Annotated in this window: 17 protein-coding genes; 12 read left to right on the top strand and 5 right to left on the bottom strand. The window is 46.2% G+C overall.

Going from position 1 to position 24,869, the window contains the following annotated elements:
• Positions 1–196: 196 nt before the first annotated feature.
• The 4 genes from C8U37_RS11695 to C8U37_RS11680 all read left to right on the top strand — a co-directional run bounded on the left by C8U37_RS11695 (position 197) and on the right by C8U37_RS11680 (position 6,778).
• The gene (locus tag C8U37_RS11695; RefSeq protein WP_108033404.1) at positions 197–2,062 is read left to right on the top strand and encodes a DUF2207 domain-containing protein; all 1,866 of its coding nucleotides are present in this window, start codon (positions 197–199) and stop codon (positions 2,060–2,062) included.
• 131 nt (positions 2,063–2,193) lie between these two features.
• Positions 2,194–3,714 (top strand): pyruvate kinase, encoded by a 1,521-nt coding sequence (locus tag C8U37_RS11690; RefSeq protein WP_170100280.1) that lies wholly within the window; start codon positions 2,194–2,196, stop codon positions 3,712–3,714.
• A gap of 582 nt (positions 3,715–4,296) precedes the next feature.
• Positions 4,297–5,085 carry an MBL fold metallo-hydrolase gene (locus tag C8U37_RS11685; RefSeq protein WP_245879832.1) on the top strand — a complete coding sequence of 263 codons (789 nt, stop codon included), beginning with the start codon at positions 4,297–4,299 and terminating at the stop codon, positions 5,083–5,085.
• Positions 5,086–5,500: 415 nt separating this feature from the next.
• Positions 5,501–6,778, top strand: coding sequence for a S1C family serine protease (locus C8U37_RS11680; protein ID WP_425445665.1), 1,278 nt, complete (start codon positions 5,501–5,503; stop codon positions 6,776–6,778).
• A 919-nt stretch (positions 6,779–7,697) separates the two neighbouring features.
• Here the strand turns inward: C8U37_RS11680 and C8U37_RS11675 are convergent.
• Positions 7,698–8,366 carry a potassium channel family protein gene (locus C8U37_RS11675; protein WP_108033400.1) on the bottom strand — a complete coding sequence of 223 codons (669 nt, stop codon included), beginning with the start codon at positions 8,364–8,366 and terminating at the stop codon, positions 7,698–7,700.
• Positions 8,367–8,390: 24 nt separating this feature from the next.
• Positions 8,391–9,770 carry a TrkH family potassium uptake protein gene (locus C8U37_RS11670; protein WP_108033399.1) on the bottom strand — a complete coding sequence of 460 codons (1,380 nt, stop codon included), beginning with the start codon at positions 9,768–9,770 and terminating at the stop codon, positions 8,391–8,393.
• 326 nt (positions 9,771–10,096) lie between these two features.
• On the opposite strand from C8U37_RS11670, the gene rlmH reads away from it, so the two are divergent.
• The 7 genes from rlmH to C8U37_RS11635 all read left to right on the top strand — a co-directional run bounded on the left by rlmH (position 10,097) and on the right by C8U37_RS11635 (position 18,924).
• Positions 10,097–10,576, top strand: a complete 480-nt coding sequence (gene rlmH / locus C8U37_RS11665; RefSeq protein WP_108033398.1) for a 23S rRNA (pseudouridine(1915)-N(3))-methyltransferase RlmH — start codon at positions 10,097–10,099, stop codon at positions 10,574–10,576.
• Positions 10,577–10,856: 280 nt separating this feature from the next.
• On the top strand, positions 10,857–11,588 hold the full coding sequence (locus C8U37_RS11660; protein WP_108033397.1) for a MurR/RpiR family transcriptional regulator: 732 nt from the start codon (positions 10,857–10,859) through the stop codon (positions 11,586–11,588).
• Between the two features lie 225 nt (positions 11,589–11,813).
• On the top strand, positions 11,814–14,381 hold the full coding sequence (locus C8U37_RS11655; protein WP_170100279.1) for a glycoside hydrolase family 38 N-terminal domain-containing protein: 2,568 nt from the start codon (positions 11,814–11,816) through the stop codon (positions 14,379–14,381).
• A gap of 28 nt (positions 14,382–14,409) precedes the next feature.
• Positions 14,410–16,035 (top strand): PTS transporter subunit EIIC, encoded by a 1,626-nt coding sequence (locus C8U37_RS11650; protein WP_108033395.1) that lies wholly within the window; start codon positions 14,410–14,412, stop codon positions 16,033–16,035.
• 102 nt (positions 16,036–16,137) lie between these two features.
• The gene (gene manA, locus C8U37_RS11645; protein ID WP_108033394.1) at positions 16,138–17,097 is read left to right on the top strand and encodes a mannose-6-phosphate isomerase, class I; all 960 of its coding nucleotides are present in this window, start codon (positions 16,138–16,140) and stop codon (positions 17,095–17,097) included.
• A gap of 42 nt (positions 17,098–17,139) precedes the next feature.
• The gene (locus C8U37_RS11640; protein ID WP_108033393.1) at positions 17,140–17,646 is read left to right on the top strand and encodes a PTS sugar transporter subunit IIA; all 507 of its coding nucleotides are present in this window, start codon (positions 17,140–17,142) and stop codon (positions 17,644–17,646) included.
• Between the two features lie 120 nt (positions 17,647–17,766).
• Positions 17,767–18,924 (top strand): glycerate kinase, encoded by a 1,158-nt coding sequence (locus C8U37_RS11635; RefSeq protein WP_108033392.1) that lies wholly within the window; start codon positions 17,767–17,769, stop codon positions 18,922–18,924.
• Between the two features lie 384 nt (positions 18,925–19,308).
• On the opposite strand, the gene C8U37_RS11630 is transcribed toward C8U37_RS11635, so the two are convergent.
• The 3 genes from C8U37_RS11630 to glgX form a co-directional block, all read right to left on the bottom strand.
• A complete protein-coding gene (locus C8U37_RS11630; RefSeq protein ID WP_108033391.1) occupies positions 19,309–20,121 on the bottom strand; it encodes an IS4 family transposase in 813 nt (270 codons plus the stop codon).
• Positions 20,084–20,272 carry a hypothetical protein gene (locus tag C8U37_RS14505; RefSeq protein WP_170100276.1) on the bottom strand — a complete coding sequence of 63 codons (189 nt, stop codon included), beginning with the start codon at positions 20,270–20,272 and terminating at the stop codon, positions 20,084–20,086. Before C8U37_RS14505 ends, C8U37_RS11630 begins: the two co-directional genes overlap by 38 nt.
• A gap of 511 nt (positions 20,273–20,783) precedes the next feature.
• Positions 20,784–22,940, bottom strand: a complete 2,157-nt coding sequence (gene glgX, locus C8U37_RS11620) for a glycogen debranching protein GlgX (RefSeq protein WP_211306224.1) — start codon at positions 22,938–22,940, stop codon at positions 20,784–20,786.
• Between the two features lie 219 nt (positions 22,941–23,159).
• Between glgX and C8U37_RS11615 the strand changes: the two genes are divergently transcribed.
• Entirely contained in the window at positions 23,160–24,716 is a 1,557-nt protein-coding gene (locus tag C8U37_RS11615) for a PucR family transcriptional regulator (protein ID WP_108033388.1), read from the top strand.
• Positions 24,717–24,869: the final 153 nt, after the last annotated feature.

The following is a 24,869-nucleotide window of genomic DNA, read 5'->3' as shown; positions in this document are numbered from 1 at the left end:
TTGCCAGAAACGAAAGAGACAGGTAGAAATGAGAGAGTACTTCTCCCATTTCTACCTGTCTCTTATTTGTCAATGCCCTTAAGTTAATGACATTGCTCGAAATGAGGTTCTTCCTTTTTTAACGGCCCAAAGTTTGTTAAAATGGGGATATCAGAAGCGATAAGCTTGATGGAGGTATCGGAAGGGGAAGGTAACAATGAAACGGATAGGCTCGATTGTGCTGTTCATGTTCTTTTTTTTGATTGGATTTGGACAGAAGGAAGTACAGGCCCGTTCCTATGAGATTACGAATTATGATGTGTTGGTCGAAATACAGCGGAATGGCAGCGCTTTTTTTACCGAGAGCATCACTTACGATTTTGAAGGGGAATTCAATGGGGTGCTGTATGATTTGGATATTTCGGAGGTAGCGGATCCGACAGATGTCAAAGTGTCGATGCAAGGCTATCTGTCGGAAAGTCCCTTCCCTTTTGCTCTAAGCGACACGGAGGAACCGGGGACGTTCAAACTGGACAACACCGGCGATTACCTGAATTTTACCGTATACAACAAAATGACGGATGAGATCCAGACGGTCATCTATCAATACCGCATTCCTGAAATCATCACGAATTACAACGACATCGCCGAATTCAACCGCAAGGTCATCGGTTCCGCCTGGGAGGATCCGTTGAATGATGTGGACGTCACCATACTTTTGCCGGAAGCGACCGGTGAAGAGGAATTGCGCGCTTGGGGCCACGGCGGCGATGAGAACAGTTCAGTGACGTTGCAAGACAATCAAAAAGTCTTCCTGTACGTTCCACAGAATCCGACTAATCAATTCGTGGAGGCCCATGTGATTTTCCCGACCAGCATCACCGCAGACAATCCGAATGTGGTGAACGAGGATAAATTTGATGAAATATTGGCGCAGGAAGCCGCATTGGCGGAAGAGGAAGAACGCAATGCTGCCCTGTTCGGCATGGCAGCCATCGCACTTGCGATCGTTTCACCGATTTTGCCGATCCTGGCATTCCTGTGGATAAGGAAAGTCCGGAAAAGAGAAATCCCGCAGGAAATCCATCTGCCGGATCATATCTATGAATTGCCTGAGGATATGACGCCTGCCGTCATGAACGGTGCCGTCTTCAGCGGAAATGTGCAAGCTGCCGACATTTCGGCCACTATCCTGGATTTGGTGCGGAAAGGCTATCTGACGATTTCGCCGGTGCAGATTCCCCAAAAAGGGCTTTTCGGGCGGGAAAAAGCGCCGGAAGACTCCTTCCGTCTGATGCAGATCAAGGACACGAAAAATGCCCCGCTCCTGAGCCATGAAAAGCTGCTTTTGGATTGGTTCATCAGCGATGTCGGGGATGGGGAAAGCGTCACGCTCGACGATATCGAGAACATCGCCGACAATTCGGCGGAAGCCAAACGCTTCAATGAGAATCGGGTCAAATGGCAAGAACGGGTGATGGATGTCGCCACGCCGAAACGCAAGAACTACCGCTCGAAGGACAATGCCAAAGCGATTGCCTTCGCAGTCCTGGCGTTGGTCGCCAGCGTCGTTTTATTGTTTGCGATCTCAGCTCTCGCTATTGCCACAGGGAGCTTTACTGCTTGGGTGATCATTCTTGTGGTATTGAGTGTGGTAATCAGTTTCATTCAGGTCGTTACAGTAGCAGCCAAACCGATCATGACGGCCGAGGGTGAACGCACGAAACAGGAATGGGCCGGTTTCCGCAACATGCTGAAGGACGTGGGTGATTTCCCGATGCGTGAAGTCGGATCCATCGCTTTGTGGGATCATTTCTTGGTCTATGCCGTTTCGCTGGGTGTGGCCGACAAAGTCATGAAGCAGATGAAGGTCGAGTTCCCTGTGAATGAAATCCAAGCTTCCGCATTCGGCAGCTATTACTACATGAACAACGCCATTTTCCTGTCCATGCTGAACAACAGCATCAACACAGGCGTAACCAAATCGATGCCGACTTCCTCGAACAGCAGCGGCTTCGGCGGCGGTTTCGGTGGCGGCTCATCCGGAGGTTCGGGTGGCGGCTCCGGCGGCGGGGCTTTCTGACGAATGACGTGCATACTTTCAAAAACATCCTATTCTGAAGCAGAGCAGGGTGTTTTTGTTTCAGATACCGGGCTATATTCCGGCAGCCATCCTATATTCGATGAATGATGAAAGGTCGAGGTGCGAACAAAATGAAAGAAAAAGAATGGAATGAATTGCAGTCGCTTTATCAGGAGATGCAGGCGATCCGTCAGGCGGTCTACCAAGAAGGCAATGCCCTCTATGAAGAATGGGAGCCGGGCATTTCCCGGACGTCCTTCCAACTCAGCGGCAAAAACTTGGCGTACTATCTGGCGTTGCGCCGCAGGGATATCCGCCCCTTGCAGAGCCGTCTGTCAAAATGGGGTCTATCCTCACTGGGAAGGACGGAATCGAAAGTGCTCCAACAGCTGGATGCGATCGTCCGCAACTTGGCGCTGATGTCAGGGGAAATCAAGCAGCTGGATGACTATCCTAAGTCAACCGAGAAATTCCCGGGCCGGAAAAAACTGGCGACCGAGGCGAACGCCTTATTGGGTGACCCACCAAAGCACAGGACGACCCGGATCATGGTCACCCTTCCGGAACAGGCCGCAGAAGATAACGCCTTCCTTGTCCGTCTCCTGGATAGAGGCATGGATATCGCCCGCATCAACTGCGCCCATGATGACAGCACGGTCTGGCTTAAGATGGTCGAAAACCTGCGGGAAGCCCAAAAAACTGCCGGCAAAAATTGCCGCATCTATTTTGACATCGCGGGTCCGAAGATCCGGGTGGATGCCGTCATCAGCGAAAAGGAGAAGCCGCGCCTCAAGGTTGGCGACTTATTCTTCCTGTCGGCGGATGCTTCCTTCAAAGATCTGAAACACTATCCGATCATTGTGTTCAGCGAAAGCCTGAACCTCTTTGATGAGCTCAAGGTCGACAGTCCGGTCATTTTGGATGATGGCGTCCTGGAAGGGCGTGTTGTGGAGCAGAAACCGCAAGGCGTCGTCGTGCAGGTCGGAAAAGTGGCCAAGCCAAAGGGAATCAGAGTGAAGGCGCAGAAAGGGCTCAATTTCCCGGAATCAACTTTCAGGATGCCGATCTTGACGGATAAGGATCGCGAAGACTTACTGGTGGCCGAAAAGGAGGCCGATATCCTTGGCTTCTCTTTTGTCCGCGGCAGCAAGGACATCGCCGTTATCCAGAAAACGTTGGCGGAGCAAGTCGGCAGTGAAGCAGCAGTCGCCATCCCGCTTGTGATCAAAATCGAAACGGTTGAAGCCGTGAATCATCTGCCGGAACTGATTGTTGCCGCCGCCAGCAAAAATCCATTGGCAATCATGATCGCCCGCGGGGACTTGGCTGCCGAGGCAGGGTTCCTGAGGCTTTCGGAACTGCAGGAAGAAATACTCTGGATCTGCGAGGCCGCGCACATTCCCGTCATCTGGAGCACCCAGGTTCTCGAGAACATGGTGAAAACGGGTGTGCCTACGCGGGCGGAGATGTCGGATGCGACGATGGCCGGACAGGCGGAGTGCGTCATGCTGAACAAAGGCGAATTCGTGGAAGAGGGAATCACCTTGCTGGATGCGATCCTGGTGCAGAGCCAACAGAACCGATCGAAGAAGACCGCCCAACTGCGTGCGCTCAAAATCGCCAAGAAAGCTTGGGGCAAACCAAAAAAATAAGCGGCTTTCGGAGTGGCCTCCCCATGAAGTCAATGTCATTAACTTAAGCAACTTGACAACTGTAAAAAAAGCGAGAATGCATCATGAATGCATTCTCGCTTTTTTTGACTGCGGGGCCAAATTGTTGAATGTTCCTCAGATATTCGACAATTTTGGTCCGACATGATGTCAAATTGTCGAAAGTTTCTCGACATTCGACAATCTCGGTCCAATCTGGTGTCAAATTGTCGAATCTAACTCACCTATTCGACAATTTTGGCCACCGCGCTGAGCATTTCTTCTGAATTCTGATCGCCCATACCATCCCATATACTTAATGTAATGAGTAAGCATTATATATCAAAAGGAGGGGCAAAAATGACACTCCAACTGATTCAGGATGGATCAATGAGAGGATTTCTCTCCCATTTCCCCGCACCTCTTATTTGTCAATACCCTTAAGTTAATGATATTCCCCATGCTGTGCCGAAGATTAACTTTTCCTAACATGGAGAAAAATTACTGGCATTTTCCAAAAAATAAGTTACACTTATGGATGTATTGGAGGGGCTAAGTTTGATTGACACAATAGAAAAAGAGGGCATGCGCGTCAGCTATCTGGCGAGCGGCAGTTCCGGCAACTGCACCTATATCGAGACACCCAAACGCAAAATATTGGTGGACTGCGGACTGAGTGGAAAGAAAATAGCCGGTCTGATGGAGAAAATCGATCGGAACCTTGCGGATGTGGACACGATCCTCGTCACGCATGAACACCGCGACCACGTGCACGGCTTAGGCGTGCTGGCGCGCAAGTACCACATGGATCTTTATGCGAATGAAGCGACTTGGAAAGCGATGGATCACATCATCGGCAACGTCAAAACCGAGCAGAAGCACATCTTCGAGATGGGTCAGGTGCTGACCTTGGGCGATGTCGATATCCAAAGTTACGGCGTTTCCCATGATGCCGCGGAGCCGCAGTTCTACTCCTTCCATCATGAAGGCAAGCAGATGGTCATGTTGACCGATACCGGCTATGTCAGCGATCGCTTGCGCGGTCTTTTGCGGGATGCGGATGCGTACCTGATCGAAAGCAACCACGATCTGGAATTGTTGCGCATGGGCGGGTATCCTTGGTCACTGAAGCAGCGTATTTTGGGGGATGAAGGCCATCTGTCCAATGAAGATGGGGCTGCCGCCGTCGCCGAAATGCTGGGCGACCGGACGAAGCGCATCTATCTCGGGCATTTGAGCCGGGACAACAATATCAAGACGTTGGCGCATCATACCGCCGAAAGTATCTTGATGCAAAAAGGCATGGGCGTTAATGAAGATTTTTTTGTATATGATACCGATCCGGACGAGCCGACCGAACTTTTCAGAGTTTAGTCGCGCAGCAGGATTGCAAGCGCAGAAGGGGCGGATCGAGTGATTCCGCTCCTTTTTGCATACGCGGATATGATACAATAAGCTCACTGAGGATCAATTTTCCGAAATATTCTCTTACTATCTTCATAATTTATTCAAAATAAGGAACTATACTGAGTATGTAGAACGATAAGGAGGAATCAACATGGACAGGGACGAAGAAAATAAAAAAAATCCGATCGATCAAGAAGCATACAATGAAACGGAAACTGAGATTGAATCGACTGCCGCCGACGCTCCATCTGCTGATCACATGCAAGAAGACTTATCCGAAGAAACAGAAATAGAGGCAGAATACACGGAGGTCGAAGAAACAGCTAGCGAGGACGTGGTTTCTGAGGAAGAGCCGATACCGGAATCAGCCACAAGGCCCACAATGAACAAAGAGGAACGCGCGCGCGTATACAACAGCGTAAGCGAGAATGAGGATGCATCCAGACGTCCAAAAGACCGCAAAAATTCACCAATCAGGAACGGCATCGTCGGCGGATTGATCGGAGGCGGTATGGTCGCCCTGATCGGTGCCGGCTTGCTGTTCGGTTCGGGCATCCTCGGTAATGGATCCGGAACAGGCGACAGCGGAAATACAGCCATCAATGAAACCGTTACGGACGTTGCCGTCAACATAACCACCGATACGACCGCAGCTGTGGAAAAAGTCCAGGACGCAGTCGTTTCCATCATCAACATGCAGGCGGGCAATCCGAACATGTTCGGCTTCGATCTGCCACAGAACTCTTCTGACACCACAAACGGGACTTTAGAGACATCGAGTGAGGGCAGCGGGGTCATCTATAAGATCGAGGATGACCTTGCCTATATCGTAACCAACAACCACGTCATCGACGGGGCGGATGAACTGGAAATCCTGATGAAGGACGGCACGAAAGAAGTAGCGACCGTCGTGGGCAGCGACGTCTGGACCGACTTGGCCGTCTTGACGATCCCGGCATCGAATGTCACTGCCGTGGCTTCCTTCGGTGATTCGGACGCTGTGAATGTCGGTGAACCGGCCATCGCAATCGGCTCTCCGCTTGGAACCGAGTTTGCCACTTCGGTCACGCAAGGGATCATTTCAGCCAAGAACCGTTCTGTATCCACAGATGTGGATGGCGACAGCATTGTCGACTGGGATGTGACGGCGCTGCAGACGGATGCGGCAATCAATCCGGGTAATTCCGGTGGCGCCTTGATCAATATCGCCGGCCAAGTCATCGGCATCAACTCGATGAAAATATCCGATTCTAATGTTGAGGGGATGGGTTTTGCGATCCCAAGCAACGACGTTCTGACCATCATCAACGAACTGGAACAAAACGGCGAAATCATCCGTCCGATCCTGGGCGTATCCATGCTGGATCTCTCCCAAATTTCCGCGTCCCAACAAAGTTCGGTCCTGACTCTGCCTGATGATGTGACGGCAGGCGTCGTCATTGCGGAAGTCCAAGCCTTGTCCGCCGCCGAATTGGGCGGTTTGGAACAATACGACGTCATCACCGAAATGAACGGCGAAGCCGTAACGAGCATCGTCGACCTGCGCAAAATCTTGTATGCACTGGAAGTAGGAACCGATGTGGAAATCTCCTACTACCGCGAAGGCACGCTGCAGTCGACGACCGTAACCCTGACTGAAGGACAGACTTCAGCCGAATAAGCTGAACAGAAAATGAAATGTTAAACACCCCGGATGGGTTCTCTTGAGAGTAGCCATCCGGGGTGTTTTGCGTTTTTTGGGTGATAGAAGCGGGGCTCTAGGCGAGGGATTTGATCCGATGGGCGGGAAGATGGATAAAAGCCCCAGGAATCCATCTACCAGGGCTGAAATGTGGCCAAAAAGATGAATAAATCAAAAGAATCCATCAATCCGGACCGGTAATGTGAGTGGGCATTTCGGATACAGACTGATAACATCAATTAATCCACCTCCGTACGAAAAATGATGCCGGAAAGAGTAAACATCCACATGAATGTGGATAATTTCTGTGGAAAAAAAGTTTTCATGTGCAAAACGCGTAAATGATGATGGGAGCGGTGCTTTCTGAAAACGGAAGTTATCCACAGAAATCGGGAGAACCTGTGGATTGTTTGGTGGTCGCATGTGAAATAAAGTTAAATAACGTTGTTAAATTAGTGTTTCTGGATAAAAAGATTGTTCAATATAGGGTGTGTGTAACTTTTGGGGTAATGGAGTCAATCGTTTTATAAGCAATCAAGATGATGTGTCCAAAAATAATGCTACCACTAAATAACGGGGGAACGTGTGTACATGTGGATAAGTTTTGTGGATAAGGTGTGAGTTGGGTGTGTGAAGTGGGCATAACCGAAGGGATTATATAAAACTCGGAGCAGTATCAGGGCGGAGTTGTCCGATAACCGGAAAGAATCGGACAAGCAGGTCGAATTTATAAAGAAGGTTGTCCGATAACCGGAAAGAATCGGACAACCGCCCGCTCCGCCGTCCCCGGTAACATCGCCAGACCTTCGCCGCTCCCCGCGGCGCATACGATGTGCATCTCCGCCACAAATAGAACAAAAAAGAGCCGCCTCTAGGAGGCGACTCCAACATGTATAGATTAAGTCAGTTGGTTCAAATAGTCGTAACGTTCAAAAACATCTGATTCGGTGATGCCGACAAGCACGATGTCTTTGTCCACAATATAATCGCCTGAGAAGGATACGTTCAGGTGTTCGCCGCGGTGTTTGCGGAGACCGATGATGTTGATGTCGTATTTGTTGCGCAGGTCCAAATCGCCGAGAGTTTTGCCTACCCATTTGGCGGGAGGATAGAATTCGATGATGGAAGTCTGGGCATCCAGGTTCACCACATCTTCAATGTTTGTGCGCAGGATGTTTTTGGCTACGCGCATCCCGGTTTCTTTTTCAGGCAGGATGACCGTATCGGCGCCAATCGCCTCCAAAACTTCACGGTAGTTTTTATTTTTGGCTTTTGCGATGATATGCTTGATGCCTAATTTTTTGCAGTTCATGACGGCCAGCACGCTGGCTTCCAATACCGTACCGGTGGCGATCACGACCGTATCGCAGTCGGAGAGTCCGATCGATTCCAACAAGGCCAAATCTGTTACATCCCCGATGATTCCTTTTGTGATGAATGGTTCCAGACGGTTTACGTTCTCAGGATCCTTGTCGACGGCGATAACATCCGCATCGAATTCGCTCAACGTTTTTGCGATCGTCGAGCCGAAAATACCAAGCCCCAAAATTCCAACCAATTTACTCATATTTAGATACGCTCCTCTTTGCTATTATCCGATCAGGATAGTTCCTTTAGAAAATTCAACATCTTGCACTTTCTGTGTACGTCTGACTAAGCTGTCCAACATAGTGATCGGGCCAATACGACCGGCGAACATCAGAACCATGATAACGGCTTGACTCAGTTCCCCTAACGTAGGCGTCAAATTGGCGCTGACACCAACTGTCGCGATTGCTGATACTGCCTCAAATAGGATGAAAATGAAATCCACTTCCGGATTCAGGATGCTCAACAGACTGGTACCGATGATGAGTGTTGCCAAAAGGGCCATAAAGATCACGAAAGCTTGACGGACCTGCTGGCGACTGATTGTATGATTTGAGACGTTCACATTGCTCTGTCCGCGCAATTCGTTGAATAGCGTAAGCAGGATGATCGCGAATGTCGTCGTTTTCAGACCGCCCGCGGTACCTCCTGGAGAGCCCCCGATAAACATAGTGAGCACAAACCAGAAGAGTGTGAAAGGGTAGACCAGCGTAAAGTCGATGGTCGCAAATCCGGCCGTCCGCATGGTGACGGTCTGGAAATAGCCGGCCATGAGTTTTTGCGGGAAGGTGAAGGTTCCGATCGAATTGTCATTGTTGTATTCAACCGCAACGAAAAATATTAGGCCGATAAGGATAATCGCGAGGGAAACACTGATCGCCAAGCGGCTGTGCAAGGATAGCGTACGGAAAAATACCCGTATGCTGGGTCTGCACTTCTTGCCCAAATAACATTTCACACTTTTTGATACATCGAACCAGACCGAGAAACCGATCCCGCCCAAGATGATCAGCGAAGTGATGGTGAAATTCACCAATGGGTCATGAACGTAATCGACTAGACTGACGTTACCTAACGTATCGAAGCCGGCGTTACAGAACGCGGAGACTGCCAAGAACAGGGAGGTGAACAAACCCATCGGCCAACCCATTTCCGGAACAAATCGGAAAGACAGCAGGATGAATCCGAGGCCTTCAAAAACGGCTGTATATTTCAGGATATCCGATAGGTATTCCCTGAATCCTCGGGCATCACCGCGGTTGATCCCTTCCTGGACGGCCAGGCGGTTGCGGAGCCCTATGCGGCCCCTTAAACGGGTGATGACGGAAGCAATCAAGGTCATCAAGCCCAAGCCGCCTATCTGCATCAGGATGATCCCGACGACCTGACCGAAGATGGTGTAGGAATCATGGACAGATTCGGTGAACAGGCCGGTCACACACACCATCGATATTGATGTGAACAGGTTGTCGAAATAGGTTGCATTCGAAGTCGGCAGCTGACTGATCGGCAGCGTCAACAGAATCGATCCGGTAAAAATGACAAAAGCAAAGCTCGTGGCAATCTTTTGCGATACAGACCAACTCGAAAATTTCTTTAACACAATGGCTCAAATTCTCCTCTCAAATAGCACGCGAATAGAATTTATTCCTTACATTATAATCCTACTGCATGATAAAGCAACTCAAAAGCATAAGAGTATCTTAAATCATTTGCGGAAAAAAGCAACTGGTTTTCACGCCTTTTTCAGAGGGAAATTGTACTTTTCTTCCTATTATAATAAGAGTGAACAACAAAATTGGTTAATAAAAGAATAGTCTTTGGATTGGTGAAATATTTCCGTCAAAAAACTGTCAAAGAAAAAGACGGTTGCGAAATCGCACCTGTTCCCATAGGATAGTAGATGAATAGAAAAAGGAGCGAATAGCAATGAACATAAAAATCATCACAGTCGGTAAATTGAAGGAAAAATACCTGAAGGAGGGCATCGCCGAATACACGAAGCGGCTCGGCAGCTACTGCAAACTGCAGATCATTGAAGTCGGGGATGAAAAGGCGCCCGAGAACCTGAGCGATAAGGAAATGGAAATCATCAAGGACAAAGAGGGCGAAAAGATCCTCGCAAAAATCCCGGAACAGAGCTATGTCTTCGCGATGGCAATCCAGGGCAAGCAGTACGATTCGGTCGAATTCGCCAACGAAATCGACAAACTCGGCACCGCTGGTAAAAGCGACATCGTCTTCATCATCGGCGGCTCGCTCGGCCTCAGCCAAGCCGTCCTGTCCCGCGCCAACCAGCACATCTCTTTCGGCAAACTCACCTACCCGCACCAACTCATGCGCCTCGTGCTAGTCGAACAGATCTATCGAGCGTTTAGGATTATCCATGGGCATGCATATCATAAATGATGTTTTTGTTTGTGTACGTGTAGAAATCTACGTATTGGCAAGGGCATGTATCCTCTTAATACATTAAATTTTTTTCGCAAAAAACTTTTCTGAATTGCGGATTATAAGTGCCACTCCTCTGAGAATTACCAGTTTCTTGCATCTATTACCCCAAAGAACATCGAAAAACATGGCCACGATAGGTTTTGAAAATTATTAAGCAGAAATTATATAGAAACAGGTGGGAGAATGCAAAAAATACTAAAATTAAAGCCCACCCATATTTCAGGAGGAGAACAACTTGAAATACAGAGTGATACATCAATTAAAAGAGAGAAACTTCGAGCGTCAAGTGAGTAAAAGTGAGGCCGCCGTCTTGGATTATCTGGAAATAAACTTTAAAAGTATCCCGAATTACACGGCTGTTAAGGTTTCCGAAGAAAGCTTCACCTCCCAAGCAACGCTGAATCGAGCTTGTAAACTATTGGGGTTCAAAGGATTCAGTGAACTGAAGTATGCCATCATAGACGATCTTTCCAACATGAATTCATCCGTTGAACGGCATAGTTCAAAAACAGAGTATATATTGGGGAAAATTGATTTCGATAGTGGAGTGAAGTTAGCAGAGGAACTCTACCAAGGCAGAAGGAAAGTTATGCTCTTTGGGCTAGGTAGTTCTCACATTTCTGCCCTATATCTCCAGAGGCAGCTTCTGTATCTTGGTATTCCAGCCATGCTGGTAGAAGAGATGCAGATGCTAAGGAAGTTTCAGGACTATACACTGATCATTTTATCCAGTTCTGGGGAAACACAAAGGTGTATTCAAGTAGCAAAAGATGCAGTAAGGATAGGAATGAAGGTAGTAAGCATAACCAAGAAAGATTCATCCCTCATGAAAACCAGCTCTGTCTGCTTTCTTCATGATGTGCCGGTGGATAAGATGCAAGGTATCTCAAGGGAACAGCAGCTTCATATGATCCTGATGGTCAACGAAGTCATTGACCATCTTAAAGAAAAATATAAGGACGAATAGAACAACAGAAGGCATCCGTTCTGAAAAGCTGATAGTGGTTGTGTAAAAGATCCTCACTAAGCTCTGAATATTGGGTTGGCCAACCAATATTCAGAGCTTAGGAGGATTTTTTTGTATGTTTTAATATAAAATCAATTTGGATAATTATCCAACATATTGGAACCTATGCAGAAATGTAACCGCTATAATGAACCTATGAACAAAAAAGTTTACTTGGAGGTAAATATGAAAAGAGATATTAAGATAATCATGCACACACATTGGGACCGGGAATGGTACTTCACTAAAGACGAAACGAAGGTGCTCCTAAGAAACCATATGGAGGAGGTCATGTCATATCTGGAGAAGCATCCAGATGCCATATATATCCTAGATGGACAGAGCGTTATGATAGATGATTACCTGGAATTGGAACCGAAAGCAGAGGAAAGACTGAGAAACCTAGTGGGTAAGGGGAGTCTCAGAGTCGGTCCTTGGTATACTCAGACAGATCTTCTTTTGGTTCATGGAGAATCCATCTATAGAAACCTGTACTATGGCATAAAAAGGGCCTCGGAGTTCGGCGAGCCCATGAAGGTCGGCTATGCCCCTGATACCTTCGGCCACGCCAGCCAAATGCCACAGATATATAATCAGTTTGGTATTGAATCAACCTTCTTCTGGAGAGGTTTCAGTGAACTGAAAGCTAAAAAATCAGACTTCCTTTGGGAGGGCATCGATGGCACTAAAATAGTTGGAGTGAATCTTGCTGCGGGCTATCAGGGAGCCAAATATCTGGAAGAGAACATAGATGAACTTGAAGATAGAATGAATAAAATCATGCCGGTCCTGGACAAGTACTCTGCAGGAGATGCCAGACTCATCATGAACGGCCATGATCAGATGCCTATCCAGTCCAACATCGAAACAGTCATGGAGAATATGAGGGAAATTTATCCTGATGACAGCATTTCCATATCAGATTTTGAGAGCTATGTTGATTCTCTGGACAAGGATAGCCTAGAGGTTGTCAATGGGGAACTCACCCACAGTAGACACGCCAGAATACATAGGACCATCGGTTCAACTAGGATGGACATCAAGCTTCTGAACTCAGAAATCGAGTACAATCTCTATAATGTCCTTGAACCGCTTGCGGTCATAGGAGAAGATGCGGGCATATCTTATCCTCATGGCGTCGTAGAAGCCATCTTGAAGCTTCTCTTCGGGGCCCATGCCCATGACAGTATCGGAGGGTGTAACTCAGACAAGGTAAATCAGGATATAAAGCAAAGGTTACTCTGTGCCAAGGAAATGATTGATACACAGATAGAGCTTCACTTGAGATTATTGACCATGGCGGACAGAACGAATAACAACACATTGGTCATTGTGAATCCCCTTCCTGAAGGAAGACAGGATGAATATGTGGAGATGGAAATGATTACAAGGACCAAAGGATTCAAGATACTGGACGAAGAAGACAAGGAAGTGCCCTACACTTTGCTTTCTCAGGGCGAGGAAGATGCTGGATTGATTGATAGGCAGGTGGCTGCAAGACTTCTGGATATTAAGGTGTACAGAAGTAAGGTAATGGTTCATGTGGATCAGATGGAAGGTCTAAGCGTCAGATACTTCAAATTCCTTGAAGTGGAACATATCCACGATGCATTGATAGTAGCTGAAGGCAAGGGCATTGAGAATCGCTGGGGAAAACTTTATGTGGCAGACAACATCCTAAATTATGAAGATTATGTAACAGGGAAACTGCACAAAAACATCCTGTCCATAGAAAACAGCGGAGATGCGGGAGATAGTTATGACTATTCACCGCCCCTGAAAGATAGGGTCATAAACAGCTCAACAGCAGGCATCCTTCAGGTAGAAAAGAAATCCGGAAAAGGCATTCAGGAAATGATCTTCACCTGGTCCATGGCAGTTCCATCTGACCTTTCTCAAAGGGAAGAGGGGCCGGATGACATTGAAGCAGTATTCTCAGGAACCTTCAGAATGTTCGATAATGATCCTAAGGTCCATGCCGAAATTAATCATGTCAACCTAGCAAAAGACAGTAGGTACAGATTAGTCATGAAGACAGGGATAGTGTCCGACGAGGTATCGGTGGATGGCTATCTGTCGGAACAGAAGAAACTCGTGTATCTTGCAGAAGAACTCTCCGTATGGGAAGAGGAAAACTGGGTGGAGAAGCCCGTGAGCATAGAAACCTGTCAGAGCTATGTGAGTTTGAAAGAAGAGCGTGGTGAGGCCGTACTTTATACCTATGGGCTGAAGGAATATGAGGTGTTGGAGGATGAAATCCATCTTACTCTCCTTAGAAGCTTCTCCCATCTTGGGAAGAGGGAATTGGTCAACAGACCAGGAAGACCCTCAGGCATAGAGATAGAGACGCCTGACAATGAACTTATGGGTAAAACATTTACCTTCCACGTCGCCTTCTCCTTCCACAAGACGGAATTGAATTTGGGCAAGGAAGCGAAGAAATACCTGAGCCCTATTATGGGATACCAGAGAAAAGAATTCAACAGATTCAATCTCAATGCACGAGAGGAACTTGTGATTTCTAAGGGGAATCTTACCCTTGATCTGGGACAAGCGGTCGTCTCGGCGGTGAAGCTAACCGAAGCAGAAAATGAAATCTTTCTACGGATATTCAACCCCACAGGAGAAACACTGGTCATAAAACTTCCTGAAAAAACCTACAGAGCTGATGCCATGGAAAACAGATTGGAATCCATGGAGATTGCCACTCTAAAACCTCAGGAGATTCTTAACATGATTGTTGATAAAAAGTAAAATCCATTTAATTAAGGAGTGAGTAATCATGTCAAATTTTAAGAAAAACTTCCAAAGTTTCGGGAAATCATTGCTTTTCCCGATCAGTCTATTGTCTTTCATGGCAATCTTCCTGGGGCTGGCAGCAGCTCTTCAGAACCAAAATATCATCGCAACCCTTCCCTTTCTAGGGAATACGGGGTTGCAGACGGTACTGGGTCTGATTAGAAAGCTTGCTGGACTTCCCTTTGGACAGTTGCCGCTACTCTTTGCAATGTCCATTCCATTAGGGATGGTCAAGAGAGATAAGGGTGTGGCTGTCTACGCAGGAACAGTGGGATACATAGCCATGCTGATTGGTATGAGCTACGTTCTCTCGGTCCAAGGAAATACAGTCGACACAACTTCTGTAGCGTATCTGATGGAAACAGGTGGCCTGAGCCAAGTTGATGCCACTCTGCAAAACGCTTTGTTTACAAACGTTCTAGGGATTTTTGTTTACAACACCAATGTTATTGGTGGTATCATCGCCGGACTGATGGCTGTGTATCTGCACAATAAGTACCGTGAGACTGAGCTTCATGCATCACTGACATTCTTCAGCGGTCAGAGATTCGTACCGATTATCACAGCTCTTGTCATGGTAGTGGTAGGTATCGTTTTGACTTTCATATGGCCGTTGGTGAACAACGTCATCATCATGATGGGCAAACTCATCAGTGAGAGCGGACTCTTTGGGGTATTCCTCTACGGTTTCACAGAGAAAATCATCAATCCTACAGGGCTTCACCATATCTTAAACCAAACCTTCCGATTCACAGCCCTTGGTGGGGTTGAGAATATTGACGGACAAACTTTGGTGGGAGCACTTCAGATATACCTTTATCAACTAGACAACCAATTGGAATTCTCAAAAAATGCCACAGCGTTTTTGGCACAAGGTAAGATTCTACACATGGTATTCGGTATGCCTGCTGTAGTTCTGGCTATGTACCGTACAGCACTTCCTGAGAAGAGGGATAAAGTACTCAAGTTCTTCTTGGCCGGTGTCACTGCAGCAATCCTTACAGGTATCACAGAACCTATCGAGTTCACTTTCATCTTCATCTCACCTATCCTTTGGGTCGTTAATGCCATTTTTGCAGGTCTGGCATTCCTTGTTCCAGCCATGTTTGGAGCAGCTATAGGAAACATCCAAGGCGGAATCATTGACTGGTTCGTCTTTGGTGTACTCCAAGGTGGTCAAACCAAGTGGTATCTTTATCTTATCGCTGGACCTATATTCTTCGCCATGTACTATTTCGCTTTCACCTTCATCATTACTAAATTCAACGTCATGACTCTAGGGAGAAGAGATTCCGACTTCAGCGAGGAGGAAGAAACTTCAGCATTCGTGAGCGTTTCAGATCAGGATAGAGCTACTGCAGTGAATATTTTAGAAGGTCTTGGTGGTCTTGACAATATCGTGGATGTGGACAACTGCATCACTAGACTCAGAGTTGAGGTCAAGGATGGAAACCTCATCAAAGAAGACCTCATCAAGAAGACTCAACCGAATGGTATCGTCAGACCAGATGCCAACACTATTCATGTAGTTTACGGCGGAAGAATCACCAAAATCCGAAATATCGTGGACAACTATATATATGAACTGAGAGCAAATAAAATAGAATAAGACACTAAAGGTGAAGGCACAGAATATTCTGTGCCTTCACTCTAATGTTCTCTATTCGTCAAAATGTAACAGATCCATTCAAAATATATTAGGAGGAGAGAGATGCAAGAACCATTATTCATGCGACCAAAACTACAGGAAAAAATCTGGGGTGGAACCAAATTACACGATATTTACGGTTATGAGATTCCCTCTGAGCACACGGGGGAATGTTGGGCAATCAGTGCGCATCCGGATGGTGTCGGCAGCGTCGCAAACGGCGAGTATGCAGGCTTCCCATTGGATGCTCTTTACGAAAAGCATCCGGAATTATTCGGTAACCCTTCATCTGAGGTGTTCCCATTGCTGACAAAAATCATCGATGCCACCGAAGACCTCTCTGTCCAAGTGCATCCCGATGACAGTTATGGTCTGGAGCATGAAGGCGAATTGGGCAAAACGGAATGTTGGTATATCATCGATGCTGATGAAGATTCCGAAATCGTTTTTGGGCACAACGCCTTGACGAAAGAGGAATTTAGGAAGCTGATTGAAGAGGGGAAATGGCAGGATTTATTGCGCCGCGTGAAAGTGAATGCTGGCGATTTCTTCTTTGTGCCGAGCGGAACAATCCATGCAATCGGTGCAGGCATCATGATTTTGGAAACCCAACAGAGCAGCAATACCACTTACCGCGTCTATGACTACGGCCGTAAGGATGAAGCAGGTAATGAACGTGACCTCCATATTGAACAGTCCATTGCCGTTTCCGCGATTCCACATAAGGATCCCGTCAATCGTTTTAAAGTCAAGGCAGAAGCCGACAATACAGTAACGACCTTCATTGAAAGTGAGTATTTCACCGTCTACAAATGGGATATCCATTCCAAGATGACGTTCTCTAAAGATGCCGCCTATACACTAGTCAGTGTCATCGAAGGGGCTGGCAATATTACGGTATCCGATAAAGTGTATGCTTTGAAAAAAGGCGATCATTTCATTTTGCCTTCACCTGTGGGAGCGTGGGTGCTGTCCGGATCAATGCAATTGATTGCATCCACTCCAGGATACAAAAATCTGTAAGAATAAGCGAAGGACAAACAAAACTGAGAAAGAGGCGATAGTATGTTTGGCTTTTTAAAAAAAGATAAAAAAAGAGATGCACAACTTGCTGGAGAGGTAACTTTATATTCACCGGTTAATGGGACAGTAATCCCTATCATAGAGGTCTCAGATCCTGTTTTTTCGCAAAAAATGATGGGTGATGGATTTGCTGTTGTGCCAACCGATGGAAATATTTATTCCCCTGTAAACGGGAAGGTATTAAATATCTTTCCCACGAAACATGCAATCGGCATTCAATTGGATAACGGATTGGAATTGTTGTTGCACATGGGCTTAGATACGGTGAAGTTGAACGGCAAACCTTTTGATATTTTTGTAAAAGAAGGTCAAGAATTAATGCCGGATACATTAATTGCTAAAGTTGATTTAGAGCAGCTAAAGGAATCCGAAAAAGACAACGCGATGGTTGTTGTTATAACAAACATGGATAAAGTGAAAAATTACAGTTTGGCTGTAACCGGTGAAACAACCGCGAACACTAAAGTTGGAAGCGTTGCGTCTAAATGATAAAAAGTGAAAGCTTACCCGAAAACTAAAGAAATGAAGAAAGGGGAGCCTACTCAAAAAAAATATCCAAAAAAATATCTCGATATGGATATTTTCTCATGTTTTGAGTAGCATAGGACGATGGATAAGGACATTAAAGTGGTCATAGCGGCAGACTCCTTTAAAGGGAGTGCCTCCACGATTGAAGTGGAAGAATACATCGAACGCGGCATCAATAAAGTGAGCCGATCAGTAACTATCGTCAAAGTGCCGGTTGCTGATGGCGGCGAAGGCACCGTTGATGCGCTGGTGATCGGTTGTAAAGGGACGTACAGATATGTCGATGTGACGGCACCGCAGGGGAACAAGATAAAGGCGAAATTCGGCATCATCCATGACAACGTTGCGGTTCTTGAGATGGCCGAAGCATCAGGACTTGCTTTAGTCGATGTTGAAAAAGATGATATCTATAAAGCGACAACCTACGGGACCGGTGAATTGATCCGCTCAGCGCTGGATTGCGGTGTCAAGGAGATCTATATCGGCATCGGCGGAAGCGCCACGAATGATGGCGGGGTCGGAATGGCGCAAGCCTTGGGTGTATCTTTTAAGGATGCAGACGGAAATGAGATACCGCTTGGAGCAACTGGCTTGGGGAATATTGAGACGATCGATGTCAGCGAAATCGATACCCGTCTGAAGGATGTGAAGATCACCGTTTTGTCTGATGTGACTAATCCGCTTTGCGGTGAGAAGGGTGCTTCCTATATCTATGGTCCCCAAAAAGGCGCATCGAAGGAAGATGTAAAGAAATTGGAGGCTTCGTTGTTGCACTACGGAGAAGCAATCCAATCACAATTAGGCATCGACATCATCGATAAACCTGGTGCAGGGGCGGCCGGCGGATTGGGTGCTGGGCTGATGGTATTTTGCGATGCCGAAAGCTACAGCGGCATTGAGAAAGTGTTATCGATTTTGGATATCGAAACCCACTTTCGGGATGCTGATTTAGTCATCACAGGCGAAGGCAGAATCGACGCACAATCCCTATACGGGAAAGCACCGGTCGGCATTGCGCGAATGGCGAAGAAGTACAATCTGCCAGTGATTGCAATTGTCGGGAGTAGCGGGGACGATCTCGGGCCTATCTATGAAACAGGTATCGATCTGATTTTGGATATCGTCAATAAACCGATGCAGTTGGCTGAGGCCATCGCCAATGCAGAAATGCTGATAACGAATGCCGGCGAATCGGCTTTCCGGGCCTTTCTGTTAAGCCGCAACGCAGTGAAGCATTAATGAGAAATGAATGCAGAAGTTGCGTTTTCAACGTTTCTTATTAAAATTGAATGGAATCCATTAGGTGTGACCTTTTTGACGCTGACACTGTCAGAACCCGTTTTATCTGATCTAGCTCGTACTAGCTGAGGAAATGCGGCATCTGACCATTACAAAATATAAGAGACATCATAAACGCTATATTTTCTGGCCTTCGTATCAGATAATATGGCGTTTTTTATCACTAGTGTTGCATAAATATTTGTATGGCATCATTTAACTTTGTTCTGAAAAAAAACAAAAAAAATTCTTATGCTCACGCAGAAAGATGACTTTCTCCAGATTGTAATAATGATGCACTATGTTAATTTATATTTATTTCCTCTGCTGGTGGTAAGCGTCTGGTCAGTCTGATCCGGTCGGTTTCCCCCTAATCCTTGTCTCCCCAAGTTCGCTATCTTCCCATAGGGAAGCAAATAGATAGCGCTGGATTGTCAGACTGGAAAGAACAGATTGTGTTTCTAGCTTGACCAAATAGGTGAGAAGCTGCGAAATCAAAGCAAGGTAGACTTGGTTTTTCAGGCCATCCTCATTACGACTGAAGAATTTTTTGATGGTCGTGTGTTGCTTCAACTGCTTGAAAAACAGTTCAATTTCCCAGCGAGCACGATACATTTGACCGATTTCCTCTGAAGGCAGATCGAACTGATTGGTAATGATACGTAGCAGATTCTCTTGCGTGTCCATTACTTCCACCAATCGATAGGGATCTGTCAAGTATCCATTCTTACCACCCAGTACGACCATCTGGTCTTGAAAAATAGTTCCTCCCGAAGGGACTTCGTATTCCTCCCTTACCTTTACAAGACTATTTTTCCTGATGCGGGATATAAAGAAGAATCCGTCATGAGAAAATTTATCGAACAGCTCAAAGTCCAGATAGCCTCGGTCAAAGATATAGGTGGCCAACCTCTCGTCAACTACGATTTCCAGTTGATTGACATCATGAACGGAAGCGTTCGTGATGACTGCACTATCTGGATAGGCATCGCCTTTCCCTATATAAGCGAGACGGAGGTGTACTTTCACACCTGATTTGGTGGTTCGAAACTCTGCCCAAGGGTACCGCGTTTTATTCAGAGAGATTGTCGTCGAATCTACGATAAAAGCTTTTGGAAGTTTACCATTTCTCTTCTGTTTGTTGGCTTGAGACTGCATTGAGCATCAGCTTGAGGAATCGATTGAAATAGAGTTTCTTGACATAGGCATCGGTCTGTCCAATTTTTTCTTGAAGGGTACATGGTAAATTTTCAAAAGAGACAGGTTCAATCCATTTACAAAATGAAGTTTTTCTTTTATGCTTATCCATAGTTAGGGTCCTTTATAGTGGTCTTGGATAAGTCATCTTACCAACCATTGTAAAGGACTTTTTGTTTTTGTCTAAAATTTAGTTTGTATATTTTTTAATGCAACACTAGTGAAAATAGCTATAATAATTTTAATTATAACATAAACTTCTGGTTGTTTATAAAGCGCTTTATAAATATATATCATATCCATGAACCATCAGACAAATAAGAAGACCAAGATTCCATATCCGGATCTCGGCCTTTTCTTTTTGCCTGAATCAAAATCTTGTTCTAATAGAAAAACAGTCGTTTTGTGACCAAGAATATTGCTGAAGAGGTACCAATAACTATTCAGCTTTTTCTATGGTCCCTGATTGATGATCATGTGAGTTGCGGAAATCAACTGGACTACTCTCCAAAATGTGAATTGAGAGCCAAACGAAAGAGACCAAGAAATCTTATGCTGTCAGTGATAGTTTCGATGGTGGCATTCAGCGAAAAAGGGATTCCGCTTGGCGGAAAGCACGGGCTTTATCCGTAAGCTTTTTCGGCAAACAAAAGGATGACCGTCCGCGGCTGCAGCGTCATTTCCGTTCCGATTTTCCGCATTTGTTCCACTTGTGTTGTGCAATCCTCTCCTGCAGGCAAACTGGTGTCGACCGCCAATTTCCAGCACAGCCCATCCGGCAAATCCGGTAGACGGATGGGCTGTTCCATCCAATGGGAGTTGATGCCGAGATAGGCGATTTCGTCTTGGTCATGTTCTGTATTCCGACCGGCCAACATGATGCCGACATAACGTACTTCTGGCGAAGGGTCCAGGTACCAGGGCTCATGTCCGTGGATGCTGGAGTCGGGCAAACCACAGGCGGCGGGCAGGGTGCTGTCGCGCAGGACAGGATGTTCTTTCCGCAAATGGATCATTTTTTTGAAGAACTCGAACAAATCCCGATTCCCTTCAAGCAGATGCCAGTCAAACCAGGAGACTTCATTGTCTTGACAATAGGCATTGTTGTTGCCGCCTTGTGTGCGGCCGACTTCATCACCGGCAAGCAATAAGGGGGTCCCTTGGCTGGCCAGCAGTACGGTGCACGCATTTCGCACCATCCGCTTTCGCAAGGATTGGATGGCGGCGTCTTCCGTTTCGCCTTCGAACCCGCAGTTCCAACTGTTGTTGTAGTCCTCCCCATCCGTATTCGCCCAACCGTTGGCTTCGTTGTGTTTTTGGTTATAGGCAAACAAGTCATGCAGCGTAAAGCCGTCATGGCACGTGATGAAATTCACTGAGGCATTATGTCCCCGAAGGTCTGGGTTGTATAAATCATGGGAACCTGCAATTCGCTCGGCTACGGTGTGGGCCAACCCGGCATCGCCTTTCAGGAAACGGCGGACGTCATCCCGATATTGCCCGTTCCATTCCGACCAGCGCTTGGAGTAGGAAAATTTGCCGACCTGGTAGAGGCCGCCTGCATCCCAGGCTTCGGCAATCAACTTCACATTCGCCAAAATGGGGTCACAGGCCAGATTATTGAGCAAAGGCGGGTGAGTCAAAGGGTTCCCGTTTTCGTCCCTCCCCAAAATGGAGGCCAGATCAAAACGGAAACCATCCACCCGATATTCCGTCACCCAGTAACGCAGGCAATCCAGGATGAAGTTCTGGACGATGGGATGATTGCAGTTGAAGGTGTTGCCGCAACCGCTGAAGTTGAAGTATTTTCCATCGGGCATGAGCATGTAATAAACGGAATTGTCGAGCCCTTTGAAGGAAAGGAACGGACCTTCCTCGTTGCCTTCTGCAGTGTGATTGAAAACGACATCCAAAATGACTTCTATGTCGTTCTCGTGCAGTTTTCTGATCAGGTCCTTCAGCTCGTCTCCTTGCCTATTGTGCTCTGCCTCGGAGGCATAGTCTGAATGCGGCGAAAAAAAGCCGACAGTATTGTAGCCCCAATAGTCCTCCAACCCTTTTTCTTTGGCGACTGTGATGTCATGAATTTCATCAAATTCAAAAATGGGCATCAATTCAACCGTGTTGATCCCCAATTCCTTCAAGTAAGGGATTTTGTCTGCTAAACCGGCGAACGTTCCTGGTAAATGGACGCCGGAAGAAGGGGAATTTGTGAAACCGCGGACATGCATTTCGTAAATGATCATTTCGTTCATCGGGATTACGGGGGAAGTCTGGTTTCCCCAATCGAAATTACTTGCGTAGACTCTCCCCAGATAGTGCGTTTCCCGTTTCTCGTTGCCCGGATCGAAACTTTCCCCGGCTACTACTTTGGCGTAGGGATCCAAGAGATACTTGCTGCCGTCGAAAATCAAGCCTTCTTCGGGACTGTAAGGACCGTCCACCAAGTAAGCATATTCAAATTGGCGAATGTCCAAACCGAAAACAAACATGGAGTGGACATTCCCGATACGGTATTTTTCCGGGAAGGGAATGAGGGCGTATGGTTCCTGAGCACCCTTCTTAAAGAGGGCCAGTTTGATTGAGGTGGCATTGTTGGAATAGACGGTGAAGCTGACTCCTTCAGGCATCATGACTGAACCGAAGCTTTCATAAAACCCCGGGCGAATATCAAAGCCATTCATGTTATCGGTAGGTGTGAAAATTTGGTTCAATGAATGGACATACTTCGAGTAAGCGCCATACTGTTCGGTTTCGTCGGGCTGAAAATTGCTGGACATATCGGATTCCTTCTTTCTCATTCGTTGACATGCGTTGCTGTTTGGGATGGAGAACGGTTCCAATACTATGATTATAATACAGAATTCGTGTAATGGAGACTCTCAACCTAGTCTGACGCTTGGAAGGATTAGGAAAGGGAAAGGGCGTGATGAAAATATTGAAAGCGTTTCGACAGAAAATGGTTTATAATATTTCTACTGAGCTATGGAGGAACCGTAATGAGTCTTAAATTTGAACAGATTATAGAAAAGCTTGAAAATCGGGAGCATTTCGTAACGGCATTTTTCGATAGGGAACAAAAAATTACATCAGCACGCCTGATTGACAATCAACAGCGCTGGGAAAAAGAACTTCTATATATCGGCTATGCCAATCAATTGGATATGGACAATCTAACAGAGAACAGTAATTTTCTTTTGATTTGTACATATGATGAGACGTCGATTTTAAAGGGAAAGCTTAAGGATTCCAAAAGTGGAAACTGGTGTCTTCTGCCGGAAGTGTCCTTAAGTGTGCTTTTTAACCGGGTTCAGGAAATTCTGTCGAATTCCCTGGCATTTGTCCAGAGTTCAGCGGCCCTACTCAACTCAATCGTTCAGGGCAGAGGCCTGAAGTATATTATGGAGATTGCCAGTGAATTGTTGGGGAATCCCGTGATGCTGGGAGATAATAAGCACCGACTTTTGGCCTGTTCCAGGTGTGACGATGTGGAGGACAATGCCTGGAACGAGTATCGGAACAAAGGCTATTGCACTTATGAATATACGGTTAAATATGATTTTAAACCCTTGGTTGAAAAATCTTCTCGGTCAAAAGGTCCGGTAATCGGTAACCTTGGAGAAAGCAGCAGGATAAACAGGATCTTTGCTACTGTTATGATAGGGGATGCCATTGTGGGTAACCTAGCGGTCCTTGAACACAAACGTCCCTTTACGGAAAAAGATTTGGAAGTTGTATCGTTCATCTGTGATCTGATTTCTTCTGAGATGCAGAAAAATCCTCAGTATTTTAACTCGAGAAAAGTCATGTTGGAAAATCTGATCCTGGATTTGCTGAATGGCAATCATCAGGGGAAAGAAAATATTCTGGAGCGGATTAAATATATCAAATGGCGGATGCCTTACAAAATGTATGTGCTGTCTATTGAGTATAATTCCTATGAAGACACGTTTTCTATCATCCCGTATATTAGTGAGACATTGAAAAAGCTCTTAGCGGGGGAAGAAGCCGTTATTTTTGAGAATAAACTGGTATTGATTCTGGGGTGTGGGGAAGGTGTTTATCTTAACGAGCAGGAGCTGAGTGCATTTGACGCTTTTCTGAAGAAGAATACCTTGAAAGCCGGGATCAGTCAGGAATTTAATGATATTTTGGAGCTGAGGCAACACTATGATCAGGCGGTGACTGCCATTTCCCTGGGGAAAAAGGTAGGGAAGGAAGAAAACGTGTATCTTTATGAAGATTATGGAATTTATCATATGATTCAGCTTGCTGGGGGACATCATGATGTGTTGGATTTTTGTCATCCGACGGTACTGAAGCTGAAAAGTTATGACCGACAGCATAGAACAGAGTATCTGAAGACTGTTTATGCCTATGTATCTAATATGAAAAATCTCATCGCAACCGCGGAGCGTCTTTTCATACACCGAAATACGCTATCGTACAGGATGGCCAAGATACGGGAGCTTATTGGGGAGTGCCTGGACGACGATGAAATAGCGATGAAAATCTTTTTATCTTATAAAATTCTTGAATATACGGATAAGCTGTAGACCCTTGTGCAATCGCGACAAGGTCCGCGGCTTTTTTTCTATTTTTCTGCACGATGTAGGAGTAGTAAGATTTGTGATATCATTGAATTGTGAAGAAAAGCACAATTACTATCTAAGCAATTTCAATACCACATCAATGATTTGGGAGGAAGT

This window comes from Trichococcus patagoniensis, from assembly GCF_003051085.1.
GTDB lineage: Bacteria > Bacillota > Bacilli > Lactobacillales > Aerococcaceae > Trichococcus > Trichococcus patagoniensis.
This window is presented reverse-complemented; position numbering and strand designations above follow the sequence as displayed.